The 12459-nt window shown below is 62.6% G+C and carries 12 protein-coding genes and 1 pseudogene; 8 read left to right on the top strand and 5 right to left on the bottom strand.

The window, feature by feature from the left end; genetic code table 11:
* Nucleotides 1-212: 212 nt before the first annotated feature.
* The 3 genes from FJ934_RS10285 to FJ934_RS10275 are packed head-to-tail and all read right to left on the bottom strand — an operon-like array spanning nucleotide 213 to nucleotide 2696.
* Nucleotides 213-629, bottom strand: a complete 417-nt coding sequence (locus FJ934_RS10285; RefSeq protein ID WP_140609340.1) for a cupin domain-containing protein — start codon at nucleotides 627-629, stop codon at nucleotides 213-215.
* 6 nt (nucleotides 630-635) lie between these two features.
* Entirely contained in the window at nucleotides 636-1493 is an 858-nt protein-coding gene (locus FJ934_RS10280) for a phosphoenolpyruvate hydrolase family protein (protein ID WP_140609338.1), read from the bottom strand.
* Between the two features lie 6 nt (nucleotides 1494-1499).
* Nucleotides 1500-2696, bottom strand: a complete 1197-nt coding sequence (locus FJ934_RS10275; RefSeq protein ID WP_140609336.1) for a Tm-1-like ATP-binding domain-containing protein — start codon at nucleotides 2694-2696, stop codon at nucleotides 1500-1502.
* A 123-nt stretch (nucleotides 2697-2819) separates the two neighbouring features.
* Between FJ934_RS10275 and FJ934_RS10270 the strand changes: the two genes are divergently transcribed.
* The 7 genes from FJ934_RS10270 (at nucleotide 2820) to FJ934_RS10240 (ending at nucleotide 9511) form a co-directional block, all read left to right on the top strand.
* Nucleotides 2820-3503, top strand: coding sequence for a TetR/AcrR family transcriptional regulator (locus FJ934_RS10270; protein WP_140609334.1), 684 nt, complete (start codon nucleotides 2820-2822; stop codon nucleotides 3501-3503).
* A gap of 358 nt (nucleotides 3504-3861) precedes the next feature.
* Nucleotides 3862-5178, top strand: coding sequence for an extracellular solute-binding protein (locus FJ934_RS10265; RefSeq protein ID WP_140609332.1), 1317 nt, complete (start codon nucleotides 3862-3864; stop codon nucleotides 5176-5178).
* A gap of 64 nt (nucleotides 5179-5242) precedes the next feature.
* Complete coding sequence (locus FJ934_RS10260) at nucleotides 5243-6148, top strand: sugar ABC transporter permease (RefSeq protein WP_140609330.1); 906 nt, start codon at nucleotides 5243-5245, stop codon at nucleotides 6146-6148.
* Nucleotides 6149-6151: 3 nt separating this feature from the next.
* Nucleotides 6152-7108: a carbohydrate ABC transporter permease gene (locus FJ934_RS10255; RefSeq protein WP_140609328.1), complete on the top strand. Its 957-nt coding sequence runs from the start codon at nucleotides 6152-6154 to the stop codon at nucleotides 7106-7108.
* A complete protein-coding gene (locus tag FJ934_RS10250) occupies nucleotides 7105-7323 on the top strand; it encodes a hypothetical protein (RefSeq protein WP_140609326.1) in 219 nt (72 codons plus the stop codon). The genes FJ934_RS10255 and FJ934_RS10250 overlap by 4 nt, the downstream gene beginning before the upstream one ends.
* Entirely contained in the window at nucleotides 7323-8426 is a 1104-nt protein-coding gene (locus FJ934_RS10245; protein ID WP_140609324.1) for an ABC transporter ATP-binding protein, read from the top strand. Before FJ934_RS10250 ends, FJ934_RS10245 begins: the two co-directional genes overlap by 1 nt.
* Nucleotides 8426-9511, top strand: coding sequence for an ABC transporter ATP-binding protein (locus tag FJ934_RS10240; protein WP_140609322.1), 1086 nt, complete (start codon nucleotides 8426-8428; stop codon nucleotides 9509-9511). The genes FJ934_RS10245 and FJ934_RS10240 overlap by 1 nt, the downstream gene beginning before the upstream one ends.
* Nucleotides 9512-9564: 53 nt before the next feature.
* Here FJ934_RS10240 and FJ934_RS10235 read toward each other — a convergent pair.
* Nucleotides 9565-10533, bottom strand: a pseudogene (locus FJ934_RS10235) (AraC family transcriptional regulator); the annotation flags it as partial.
* Nucleotides 10534-10715: 182 nt separating this feature from the next.
* On the opposite strand from FJ934_RS10235, the gene FJ934_RS10230 reads away from it, so the two are divergent.
* Nucleotides 10716-11930, top strand: a complete 1215-nt coding sequence (locus FJ934_RS10230; RefSeq protein WP_140609320.1) for an MFS transporter — start codon at nucleotides 10716-10718, stop codon at nucleotides 11928-11930.
* 127 nt (nucleotides 11931-12057) lie between these two features.
* On the opposite strand, the gene FJ934_RS10225 is transcribed toward FJ934_RS10230, so the two are convergent.
* Nucleotides 12058-12405: a GFA family protein gene (locus FJ934_RS10225; RefSeq protein ID WP_140609318.1), complete on the bottom strand. Its 348-nt coding sequence runs from the start codon at nucleotides 12403-12405 to the stop codon at nucleotides 12058-12060.
* Nucleotides 12406-12459: the final 54 nt, after the last annotated feature.

The following is a 12459-nucleotide window of genomic DNA, read 5'->3' as shown; positions in this document are numbered from 1 at the left end:
GTAGGAGACGAACGCCGGCGCCGCCCCTCATCCGCCTGCCGGCACCTTCTCCCCGTATAGTGACGGGGAGAAGGAGCTGTCGCAACCTCGGCGCTCGTCTTGCAACGCTGAAAATCGGCGGGTGCGCTGATGATAGCATCTTTCTCCCCGTCGCTATACGGGGAGAAATGTCCGGCAGGACAATGAGGGGCGGCGCTGCCCTGGCACATCAGTCACTCCCCCGCCGGCATCAATCGGAAATCCGGCAGTTCCCGCAGCGCCAATTCCGGCCCGGCCGGCGAATAGACGACGAAGAGCTGCATCGGTCCATCACCGGTGTTGAGCGTCGAATGGAACCGGCTCTCCGGCACATAGATCGTGCAGCCAGGGCCGACTTTTTCGACCATTGGATTGCCCTGCTCGTCCTCGACCATCTGTTCGCCATGGCCCGAGATGACGAAGATGATTTCTTCCGCGCCCGGGTGGTTGTGGCGCGTATGGCCCTTGCCCGATGGCAGGTCGACGACGCCGCCGGAAAAGCGGGTTGCACCATTCACTTCCGGCGCCACCGTCAGCGACAACTTTCCCCAGTCGAAGCCGAAGGCGCTGACATCCTTCGGGTAAACAAACACCTTGCTCTTGTCGGTCATCTCCCATCATCCCTTCTTTTTCCTGGTCTTGTCGCCAAGGGTCACAGCCTTGAAATCAGCGGTCTGTCTGGCGATCGCGGCTTCCGCCGGCAGCCGCTCCATCGAACTGGCGCCATAGAAGCCGTGCAGGCCCTTGGCATGGGAGAGGATGTAGCCGGCGTCGTCCGGCATCGAGATCGGGCCGCCATGGCAAAGCAGGATGACGTCCTTGCGCACCGCGCGGGCGGCCTCGGCGATGGCGTCGATCGCGACGATGCAGTCGTCGAGCGACTTGGCCGAGGTCGCGCCGATCGAGCCGCCCGTGGTGACGCCCATATGGGCGACGACGATATCGGCGCCTGCCTTGGTCATGGCGCGCGCCTCATCGGGGTTGAAGACATAGGGTGTGGTCAACAGATCGAGCTTATGCGCCTCGGCGATCATGTCGACTTCCAGCCCGAAGCCCATGCCGGTCTCCTCGAAACTCTGCCGCATGGTGCCGTCGAACAGGCCGATGGTCGGAAAATTCTGTACGCCGGAAAAGCCCATTGTCTTCAGCTCGGCCAACAGCAGCGGCATGATGACGAACGGATCGGTGCCGTTGACGCCGGCCAGCACCGGCGTGCGCTTGACCACGGGCAGCACCTCGTAGGCCATTTCCTTGACGATCTCGTTGGCGTTGCCATAGGCGAGCAGCCCGGCGGCCGAGCCGCGTCCAGCCATGCGGTAGCGGCCGGAATTGTAGATGATGATCAGGTCGATGCCGCCGGCCTCCTCGGCCTTGGCCGACAGGCCGGTGCCGGCGCCGCCGCCGACGATCGGCACGCCCTCGGCGATCATCTTGCGGAATTTCTCCAGGATATTCTTGCGCGGGATGGCGGCCATCGGGTCTCACTTCTTGGCGATGTCGAGAAAAGCCGCGACCGCGGCTTTGGCGAATCTGGGGTCGTTGATGTGCAGCGGCAGGCGCGTCACCGTGCGCGTTCCGTTCGGCACGATGGTGCGCTCGATGGCTTCGAAGAGGATGGCGTCAGCTTGCGGATCAAAAAAAGCCCCGCCTTCGATGTCGAGCGCCGAGACTCCTTTTTCTGGAATCAGGAAATGCACCGGCCCTTCGCAGTGCGCGAGCCTGGTGCCGATCCATTCGCCGATCTGGCGGCATTCCTCGACGGTAGTTCGCATCAGCGTGACGTTAGGATTGTGCTCGTAGAACAGCCGCGCGCGATAGCGCTCAGGAATTGTCGCCGGCGCCCAGAAATTGACCATGTCGAGCGCGCCGACCGAGCCGACATAGGGCAGCTTCGTGCGGACAATGGCGCCGAAGCGGTCCTCCGTTGCTGGCAATACGCCGCCGAACAGCAAATCGCAGACCTCGGTCGTGGTGATGTCGATGACGCCTGCCAGCAGGCCGCTGTCGGCCAACTTCTCCATCGAGCGGCCGCCGGTGCCTGTGGCGTGGAAGACCATGCAGTCGTAAGTGGCGCGCAGCTGCTCGGCGATGGCAGTCACGCAGGGCGTGGTGACACCGAACATGGTCAGCCCGATCGACGGCTTGCCGTCGGGCGGAGGCGCTGGCCTGGCCGCCATGCCTGCGATCGCCTGAGCCGCATTGTGCAGCACGGTGCAGGACAGCCGGTTCAGCCCGGCCATGTCTGTCACCGATGGCATCATGATGATGTCGGAAACATCGACGTAAGGGGCTGTGTCGCCGGAGGCGAGCGTCGAGACCATGATCTTGGGCAGGCCGAGCGGCAGCGCGCGCATGCCCGAGGTGATGATCGAGGTGCCACCGCCACCGCCAATACCGATCACGGCTGATATGTCGCTTCGTGACTGGATGAAGCGAGCGAAGGCGACGCCCATGGCTGCCACCGCTGTGCCGCGATCATTGCCGCCGAGCACGGCTTCGGTGCCGGCGGGATGATGGCCGGCAATTTCCTTGGCGGTGATGTCTACGGATATGGTCGCGTCGCGCGTTCCGACATCGACCCGGGAAACGGCAGCGCCGCTGGCGGCGATCGTGTCGGCCAGGAAGGCGAGCTCCTCGCCCTTGGTATCAGCGGTGCCCACGACATAGATGCGTTTCATGGACCGCCCTGTGTTGGTTGGCTCGGCAGCGGCACTGTTCAGTGGCTGAAGACCTTGGTGCTTTACCGCGCCGTGACAAAGCGAGGTCGTTGCAAATTTTTGAGACGAACGTATCATATTGACATGGATATCTCACGTCAACAAGCAACGACGAACGATGACACAGGCGAGAGGGCCGAGCGTGGACCCCGGGCGCGCACCAAACGGCTGATGCTGGAGACGGCGACGAGGCTTATGCAGGCGGGCGTCACGCCGTCGGTCAGCGAAGTTGCCGAGGCGGCTGAGGTATCCCGCGCCACCGCCTATCGCTATTTCCCGAGCCAGGCGGCACTCGTGCAGGCCGTCGTCGACGAGGGGTTGGGCCCAATCCTGACCTGGCAATCGATCTCCGACGATGCCGAGCGCCGGGTCGCCGACCTGTTCGACACCGCCATGCCACGCATTGAGGCCTTCGAGGCGACGTTCAAGGCGGCGCTGAAACTGTCACTCGATCAGTGGGCGAGGCGCCAGGCCGGCACGCTGGGCGGCGAACCGGCCTTCACGCGCGGCCATCGCGTCGACCTGCTCAAGGAAGCGATCGCTCCGCTCAAGGGCCGTTTGCCGTCGCGCGATTTCAACCGGCTGGCGCAGGCGCTGTCGCTGATCTTCGGCGTCGAGGTGCTGATCGTGCTCAAGGACATCTGGGGGCTCGACAGCCGCGGGACGCGGTCCGTTGCGCAATGGGCGGCTGGTGCGCTGGTGCGCGCGGCGGTGACGGATTCGATCGACGGTGGAGATGGTGCCAATACGGCGGCAGTGGTGAAATAGCCTATGTCTGGTTCGACCAGATTTGCATGCCGACTATTGATCTTAATTGCGGTGCCGGGCTTCAAACAAGGCCACTGCGTATCATTGAGTAGGAAAATCATGTGAAAACAGTCAGATAAATCTGCAATTCGACTGTGATGATCCGATCTGGCTCTCAAGAAAGGGCTTGACCAGGGTGCAAAATTGGTAATACCAGATCAGAAAAGAAAAGTGGATCAAAAGCGAGGGCTTCGATCCATTTTCCGGCAGGGCGAGGAGGCCCGGAACCGGAAAGGTGCGAGCAAGGGAGGAACTACCAGGGCCGGCTCCGTCGTCGGCTCGCATGACAGGTAGAATGCGCACAAGGGAGGAAATCATTATGCGCAAGTTAGTGACCAGCGTGCTTGCTGGTATCGGCCTGACGCTTGCCTACGGAACGTCCGTCCACGCGCAGGACAAGGAACTCACCATTTTCTGGGCGGAATGGGACCCTGCGAACTATCTGCAGGAGCTCGTGAACGACTATACGGCCGAGACCGGTGTGAAGGTCACGGTGCAGACCACGCCATGGCCCGATTTCCAAACCAAGGCCTTCACCGAGTTCAACGCGCATGGCGACGCTTACGATCTGGTCGTCGGTGACTCGCAATGGCTGGGCGCCGGTTCGACGCAGGGCCACTATGTCGACCTGACCGACTTCTTCAACCAGCACAAGCTCACCGACGTGATGGCACCCGCGACCATCAAGTATTACGCCGAATACCCTGGGGGTTCCGGCAAATACTGGGCGATCCCGCTGGAAGGGGATGCGATCGGCTGGTCCTATCGCAAGGACTGGTTTGAGGACCCAAAGGAGAAGGAAGCCTTCAAGGCGAAGTACGGTTACGACCTCGATGTGCCGAAAACCTATGCGCAGTTGCGCGACATCGCCGAGTTCTTCCACCGTCCGGACCAGAAGCGGTACGGTGTCGCCATCTACACCGACAATTCCTATGACGCGATGGCGATGGGCGTCGAAAGCGCCATCTTCAGCTACGGCGGCGATCTCGGCGACTATGCAAGTTACAAGGTCGACGGCATCACCAATTCGAAACAGGCCGCCGCCGGCCTCGAAATGTACAAGGACCTCTACAAGTTCACGCCTCCCGGCTGGGGAAAAACCTTCTTCGTGGAGGACAACCAGGCAATCACCGGCGGTCTCGCCGCGATGAGCATGAACTTCTTCGCCTTCTTCCCGCCGCTGGTGAACAAGGCCACCAACCCCTACGCCGACGTTACGGGCTTCTTCGCCAACCCGGGCGGCCCGGACGGAAAGCGCTTTGCCGCTCTGGGCGGCCAGGGAGTTTCGGTCGTCTCGTATTCGAAGAACAAAGACGAGGCGATGAAGTTCCTGGAGTGGTTCATCAAGGACGACACCCAGAAGAAGTGGGCCGAGCTCGGCGGCTACACCTGCAGCCAGGCCGTGCTGAAGTCGGAAGCCTTTCAGAAGGCCACGCCCTACAACAAGGCGTTCTACGACACGATGTTCATGGTCAAGGACTTCTGGGCGACGCCTGAGTACGCCGAAGTGCTCGATCAGTTGAACCAGAACATCTATCCGTTCGTGGTCGGTGGGAAGGGCACCGCTCAGGAGGCGCTCGACAAGACCGCCGCCGACTGGAAGGCGACGTTCACCAAGTACAACCGCTACAAGTAAGCATCAAAGTCGGAATGCCGGAGGAGGGTTCCCCTCCGGCATTCCTGTTTCAGGGAGACGATCATTGGCTTCGGTAGCCCTCACCCATCTTGATCCTGCTTCCAGGGCCGCCGCGCGGGGCTGGTCGGATCTGACCATCCGCAATATGTTCATCATCCCGACGCTGGCTTTCCTGATCGTTTTCAACATCTTCCCGCTGATCTATTCGCTGGGCTACTCCTTCACGAACTTCGCGGCGAATCGGAGCGAGCCGTGGCAGTTCGTCGGCCTGCAGAACTACCGCGAACTGCTCAGCGACGACCACATCTGGTCGAACTTCGTCACTACGGCGAAGTACGTCATCGTTTCCGTGACCGGCCAGATGATCCTGGGCTTCGGCCTGGCCCTGCTGCTTAATCGCAGCTTTCCGATGAAAGGCTTGATCACCACACTGCTGCTTTTGCCGATGATGATGTCGGCGGCGGTCGTCGGCCTGTTCTGGCAGTTGCTGTACAGCCCATCCTGGGGGCCTATCAACTACGTCTTCGGCCTGGGCGACTTCGCCTGGCTTTCCAATCCCGACAGCGCTCTTTACGCCGTCGCGATCACCGACATCTGGATGTGGTCGCCCTTCGTCATGCTGCTCTCGCTTGCTGGCCTCTCGGCCGTGCCGCAGCATCTCTACGAGGCCGCCGCGATCGACCGCGCAGGTTGGTGGTACACCTTCACCCGTATCACCTTGCCGCTGGTCTCGCCGATCCTGCTGATCGCGCTGATCTTCCGCACGATGGAAGCCTTCAAGACCTTCGACATCGCCTATACGATGACAACCCAACCGACCGCCGAGCTCATCGCAATTCGGCTCTACAAGCAAGCCTTCCAGCAGTGGGACACCGGTAAGTCCTGCGCGCTGGCCTATATCGTGCTGATCATGGTGCTGGCCATCACCAACCTCTACGTGAAGTACCTCAATAAGGTGAAGGAGCGCTAGCCGATGGCCGCCGTGCGTACCACCAGCGAGATCGCGCTCAACCGCATCGCCGTCGTCTCGGTGCTGATCGCGACGCTGATCTTCCTCGCGCCGATCTACTGGATCGCCTCCACGGCCTTCAAGCCGAAGGAACTGGCGATCACGGTGCCGCCCACCGTTCTTTTCCAGCCGGAGGTCACGCCATTCATCCGTCTGTTCACCAAGCGGGTACAGATGCAGAAGGCCGTCGACCCCCAAGTCTACGAGGCCGCGCCATGGTGGGAAAAGCGCATCTACGACGGCGGCGAGCGGGTGCTGAAGGTCGGCAAGGATGTGCAGCTTTCGCAGTACCCCGACCGGTTCATGAACAGCCTTATCGTGGCGGTCATCAGCACAGTGCTTGCCGTCGGCATGGGAACCTTCACCGCCTACGGCTTCTCGCGCTTCAAGATCGCGGGCGAGGCGGATCTGCTCTTCTTCATCCTGTCGACACGCATGCTGCCGCCGGTGGTCGTGGCGATCCCGATGTTCCTGATGTACCGGGTCGTTGGCCTCAACGACTCGCATATCGGCCTGATCATCCTCTACGTCGCCTTCAACCTGTCCTTCTCGGTCTGGCTAATGAAGGGCTTCATGGACGAGATCCCGAAGGAGTATGAGGAGGCGGCGCTCGTCGACGGCTACACGCGCATGCAGGCCTTCTTCAAGATCGTGCTGCCGGAAGCCGCGACCGGTATCGCCGCCACCGCCGTGTTCTGCTTCATCACCGCGTGGAACGAGTATGCCTTCGCGCTGATCATGACCAACCGGCGCGCGCAAACGGCGCCGCCTTTTATTCCCAGCCAGATCGGTTCCGGCTTGCCGGACTGGACCACGATCGCGGCGGGAACCTTCCTGTTCCTGCTGCCGGTCGCGATCTTCACCTTCCTGCTGCGCAACCACCTGCTTCGCGGCGTGACCTTCGGAGCGATCCGCAAATGAGTTTTCGCGCCGTCAACGAGAAATACCTGCTGCCGGCCTCGCAGATACTCATGGTGCTGGGCATCGTCGCGCTCTGCCAGCCATGGAGTCTCAGCCTGCATTCCTACGGTGTGACGATCATCCTGATCGGGCTGATCGGCTTCAACATCACGTCAAAGATTGCACCGGCCCGCAGCGAGAAAACCGGCGCCACGGCGCATGAGGGAGCCCGGTAGTGACGCAGATCGAACTTCGCGGCATCGAGAAATTCTTCGGCGCCGTTCAGGTCATCCACAATTTGAACCTCGCCATCGCCGACAACGAGTTCATCGTGCTGCTCGGCCAGTCGGGCTGCGGCAAGACAACGACGCTGCGCGCCATAGCGGGGCTCGAGACGATCGACCAGGGCGACATCCTGATCGACGGCAAGGCAGTGCAGCACCTCAGGGCAGCCGACCGCGACATCGCCATGGTGTTCCAATCGTTTTCGCTCTACCCGCATATGACGGTCTTCGAAAACATCGCCTTTCCGCTACGTGCAACGCGCATGGGCAGCGGCGAGGTGGACAAGTCGGTTCGGGAGGTCGCCCGGGTTCTGCGCATCACCGACCTGCTCGGCAAGAAGCCGTCGGCGCTCTCCGGAGGCGACATGCAACGCGTGGCCATCGGCCGGGCCCTGGTGCGGCGGCCAAAGGCGATGCTGATGGATGAGCCGATCGGCGCGCTCGACGCCAAGCTGCGCGAGGAGATGCGGGCCGAGATCAAGCGGCTGCACGTCAAGCAGGGTTCGACCACGATCTATGTCACTCATGACCAGATCGAAGCAATGAGCCTGGCCGATCGCATCGTCATCATGCATGAGGGTTTCATCCAGCAGGTCGGCACTCCAGACGAGGTCTATTCACATCCCGCCAATCTGTTCGTGGCGCAATTCGTCGGCAGCCCGGTGATGAATGTCGCCGACGCGGCGGTGACCGAGAAAGCCTCTTTCGCATCGGTGATCGTCGGCGACGCGACCACCGGTTTCGAGTTTCCCAGTGCCTTGCTGTCGAAGCTCAACGGCCATGCCGGTGGGCAGTTGGCACTTGGCATCCGGCCGGAAGGTGTGCTCATCCGCCGTGACGCGGCCGACGGTTTCATGGCCGTCGAGACGCAGATCGTCGAACCGCTCGGCTCCTTCGACATCGTCGATCTCAAAGTCGGTTCGAAGATGCTGCGAGCCCGCACCAAGAGCGGCTTTGTAAGCGGGCCAGGCGAGAAGGTGTTCGCCCGGATCGATCCGACGCAGGCGCATTTCTTCGACAAGGCAAGCGGCAAGTCGCTTGAGGTGAGGCTCTGATGGCCCATATCCAGCTCAAGAATATCTCCAAGAGTTTCGGCAACCACACGGCGCTCACCGGGCTCGATCTCGACATCGCCGATGGCGAGTTCTTCGTCCTGCTCGGCGAGACGGGCGCCGGCAAGACGACGACGCTGCGGCTGATCGCCGGCCTGGAAAAACCCAGCGAGGGGCAGGTGTTCATCGACGGCGTCGACGTTGCGGACTGGGGCGCGGCCGAGCGTGACGTGGCGCTGGTGCTGCAGCAATATTCGCTTTATCCGCGCTACACGGTGCGGGAGAACCTCGAATTTCCGCTGAAGCCGAAGATCCGTCGGCTGCCAGGCGCCGAGATCAAGGACCGTGTCGAACGTGCGGCGCGCACGCTACGCATTGAGCACCTGCTCGACCGCAAGACCGACCGTCTGTCCGGCGGCGAGATGCAGCGCGTCTCGATCGGCCGCGCCATCGTGCGCAAGCCGCGCGTGTTCCTGATGGATGAGCCGCTGTCGGCGCTCGACGCCAAGCTGCGCGAGGCGCTGCGCACCGAGTTGAAAAACCTGCAGATGCAGCTCGGCGCCACATTCCTGTTCGTCACCCACGACCAGATCGAAGCGATGTCGATGGGCGACAAGGTCGGCGTCCTGAACCATGGCCGGATCGTGCAGACCGGCACGCCGCACGAGATCTACAACAATCCGCGCGACACCTATGTGGCGAGCTTCGTCGGCTCGCCGCCGATGAACCTTATCGACGGCAGGCTGGTGAATGGCCGCGCGGTCATGGCACCGTTGAATTTCGAACTGCCCTTTTCGGGGGGAGCCAAGGCGAGTGCGGCGACAGATGGTCGCCCGCTCGTCTTCGGCATTCGTCCCGAGGACGTCTATCTGGAGGGCGGTGCGCCAGTCGAGGCGCGTGTCCACGACGTCGAGAACCATGGCGTGGAGAAGATCCTGACGCTGCGCGTCGGAGAGGCGATGCTGCGCGCCACAGTGCCGGCCAGGACCGATGTCGCGATAGAGCAGCCGGTGCGCTTTGCCTGGAAACCGGACAAGGTGGTGCTGTTCGACAAGGGCAGCGGCGTCAGCCTGCGGCATGCCTCATAGGTGTTGCTTCGTTCGAGGGGCGCGGGACAGGAAAGGTCAACCGGCCTGACGGACTCTGCCTGTTCCTCGGCACGGAAATGGCTGGGCGCCGAGCCGATGACGCGCTTGAAGGCACGGCTGAAGGCGGCGTCCGATTCATAGCCGAGACGAGCGGCAACGACTGATATTTTCATGCGGTCGCGGACCAGCCACTGCCTCGCCTGATGCATTCGGACCTGGGTGACGTATTTTGCCGGCGTCTCGCCGACGATGGTGGCGAAACGCTCGGCAAAGCCCGAGCGCGAGGCGCCCATCATCCTGGCCAGCGACTCGACCGTCCAGTCATGGTCCGGCTCGAGATGAATGGCGGCCAGCACGCGGCCGATATCGCGATCCCGGACCGCCGCTATCCAGCCGGAGGAGTCGCCGCAGCCGCGCTCGACCCATGAGCGGATGACTGTCGCGGCAAGCACGTCGGCCAGCCGCGCCAGAATGCCGCCGGAGCCCACGCGTTCCATCGTGACTTCGCGCGCCATCGATTCGAGAAGATGTGGAATGCCTGGCTCATAGGCTTCCAGTTCGTGCGTTCGCATCACGTCCGGCATCATGCCGAGCAAGGGATGCAAGCCGTCGAGATTAAAATACATGCTGGCGCAGAACAGCAGCGTTCCCGGCTGGCAATTCTTGTCGCACATCTCCGCGTTGGACGTGCAGTAGACGTCCTTGCAGACTTCCTCGAGCTCGTAGCCATGGATCGGCCAGGTCTGCGCACCGGGTTCGCTGGCCAGCACATGGGCCTCACCGCGCGGCAAAAGCACCGCATCGCCGGCATTGAGCTGCACCCACTCGCCGGAGGGCTGCTTCAGCCAGCAGCCCTTGCGGCCGATGAAATGAAACCGCGCCCCGGGCTGAGCCGGGAACTGGATACCCCACGGCTCCTTCATTTCGCAGCGGCCATATTCGACACCATCGAGGCGCAGGCCGCGCAATATGTCTGTCAGCGGGTCGCCGGTGACCGGAATTTTGGACGAACGGTCAAACATAATGGGGTTTCTAGCATGGAAACTCCAGCCCGTCACTCCTTATGTTGCAGTGCAGCTTAACGTTGCGCCGCAAACAAATCGACGACCGGCCCCTAGCCAAACCGTGATGGCGAGTCCTGTAACGGGTGGAGCCCCAGCCGGCCGTTTCCTATGTGGCGCTGCCAACAGATCGGAGACTGAGCATGGCCGAACCCGTGACAGGCGTCATCGACGCCGCACTTCTCAATCCCGCAGAATCCGATGAACGAACCGAGCCGGCATGGGGTGCCGTGGTTTCGCTCGCGCTTGGCGTCTTCGGCCTCGTCACCGCCGAATTCCTGCCCGCCAGCCTGCTGACGCCGATGGCACGCGATCTCGGTGTGAGCGAAGGTGTCGCCGGCCAGGCGGTGACCGCAACCGCCATCGTCGGGGCCATCGCCGCGCCCACCATGGCCATCGTCACAGGGCGCATGGATCGCAGGCTGGTGATGTGGATGCTGACGGCGTTCTTGATCTTGTCCAACCTTCTGGCCACCTTCGCCTCGTCGCTGCCCATGCTTCTGCTTGCCCGCGTGGTGCTCGGCGTCGCATTGGGCGGCTTCTGGGCGATGTCGGCGGCGATGGCGCTGCGGCTGGTGCCGATGCGGCTGATGCCACGCGCCATGTCGATCGTCCTGACCGGCGTTTCGCTGGCCACCGTCACCGCCGCCCCTGTCGGCGCCTATGTCGGCGATTTGTGGGGATGGCGCACGGCATTCAGGATCGCGACCATCGTCGGTGCGTTGGCGCTGCTGGTGCAACTGGCCACCATTCCGAAGCTGCCGCCGGTTGGCGTCGCGAGCTTCCGCACCTTGCTCCAGGTGCTGGAGCGGCCGTCGATCAGGGTGGCCCTGCTGGTCGTGTTGCTGGTCGCGTCCGGGCACTTTGCCGGCTTCACCTATGTCCGTCCCTTCCTCGAAAAGGTGCCGGTGCTGGACATCGAGACGATCTCGCTGGTGCTTCTGGCTTATGGCGTTGGCGGTTTCTTCGGCAATATCGCCGGCGGCATCCTGGCCGAACGCAGCCTCAAGACGGCAGTGGCGCTGGCCCCTTTGCTGATTGCCCTGGCGGCCGCTTCGATGCTGATCTTCGGCGCTTCGCCGACGATCGCCGCCGCCGCCGTCGCTGCCTGGGGTTTTGCCTTCGGCGCCGTCCCGGTCGGGCTGCAAAGCTGGCTGGTCCGGGCCGCGCCCGACCAGGCTGAAAGCGCCGGCGGCCTGATGGTGGCGACCTTCCAGGTGGCGATCGCGCTGGGCGCCGTCTTCGGCGGCCTGCTGGTCGACCATGCCGGCGTCGCCAGCGCCTTCGCCTATTGCGGCATCGCAACACTGCTGGCTGCGGTCGTGGTGTTCCTGCGCGGCCCGAAGCAGGCCGAATAGCGTCCGCCGACAGCCATTCCCGGCAGCGGCCCGAGAACCGTCACGGTTTTCGGGCCGATGCCGTTCTGGTGACGGCAACAAAGCGGGTTGCGGCATCGGATTGTTCCCGCCGGAACGAGCGAGAGGCTCAGGCCGACCGACCGTCGAAGTCGAAGATCGACAGAACGGAAATGTCGATACCCTCGACACAGTTGAGGTTGATGTAGGCGCTGCGTTGACCGCCTTCGTGGACATCCTCGGCGAAAGGGTGGATGCCGCAGGTGCGGCAGAAACGGTGCGCGATGGCATGATTGCCGAATGTATAGGTGCTGAGGTCATCACCCCAGGCGAGGACTGTCAGGCTTTCATGCGGGACGGCGCACAGGAGCGCGCCCTTGCGCGAGCAGATTGAACAATTGCACCGCACGACACCGGTCAGCTTCGCCTTGAATTCGAAGGCGACCTTGCCGCAGTGACAGCTGCCTCTGTAGAGCATCGTTTCTTCCTCGCATCCGGCAGGGGTGCAAAACCGCCTTCGCCGGGTTAAGTC

Source organism: Mesorhizobium sp. B2-4-12 (genome assembly GCF_006441575.1).
Lineage (GTDB): Bacteria > Pseudomonadota > Alphaproteobacteria > Rhizobiales > Rhizobiaceae > Mesorhizobium.
The sequence above is the reverse complement of the archived record's forward strand: the minus strand, read 5'-3'. Positions and strand labels throughout refer to the sequence as shown.

Coding starts and splice junctions, on each gene's coding strand:
- FJ934_RS10285 (WP_140609340.1), bottom strand. CDS start 629: ATGACCGACAAGAGCAAGGTGTTTGTTTACCCGAAGGATGTCAGCGCC.
- FJ934_RS10280 (WP_140609338.1), bottom strand. CDS start 1,493: ATGGCCGCCATCCCGCGCAAGAATATCCTGGAGAAATTCCGCAAGATG.
- FJ934_RS10240 (WP_140609322.1), top strand. CDS start 8,426: ATGGCCCATATCCAGCTCAAGAATATCTCCAAGAGTTTCGGCAACCAC.
- FJ934_RS10230 (WP_140609320.1), top strand. CDS start 10,716: ATGGCCGAACCCGTGACAGGCGTCATCGACGCCGCACTTCTCAATCCC.
- FJ934_RS10265 (WP_140609332.1), top strand. CDS start 3,862: ATGCGCAAGTTAGTGACCAGCGTGCTTGCTGGTATCGGCCTGACGCTT.
- FJ934_RS10225 (WP_140609318.1), bottom strand. CDS start 12,405: ATGCTCTACAGAGGCAGCTGTCACTGCGGCAAGGTCGCCTTCGAATTC.
- FJ934_RS10270 (WP_140609334.1), top strand. CDS start 2,820: ATGGATATCTCACGTCAACAAGCAACGACGAACGATGACACAGGCGAG.
- FJ934_RS10255 (WP_140609328.1), top strand. CDS start 6,152: ATGGCCGCCGTGCGTACCACCAGCGAGATCGCGCTCAACCGCATCGCC.
- FJ934_RS10275 (WP_140609336.1), bottom strand. CDS start 2,696: ATGAAACGCATCTATGTCGTGGGCACCGCTGATACCAAGGGCGAGGAG.
- FJ934_RS10250 (WP_140609326.1), top strand. CDS start 7,105: ATGAGTTTTCGCGCCGTCAACGAGAAATACCTGCTGCCGGCCTCGCAG.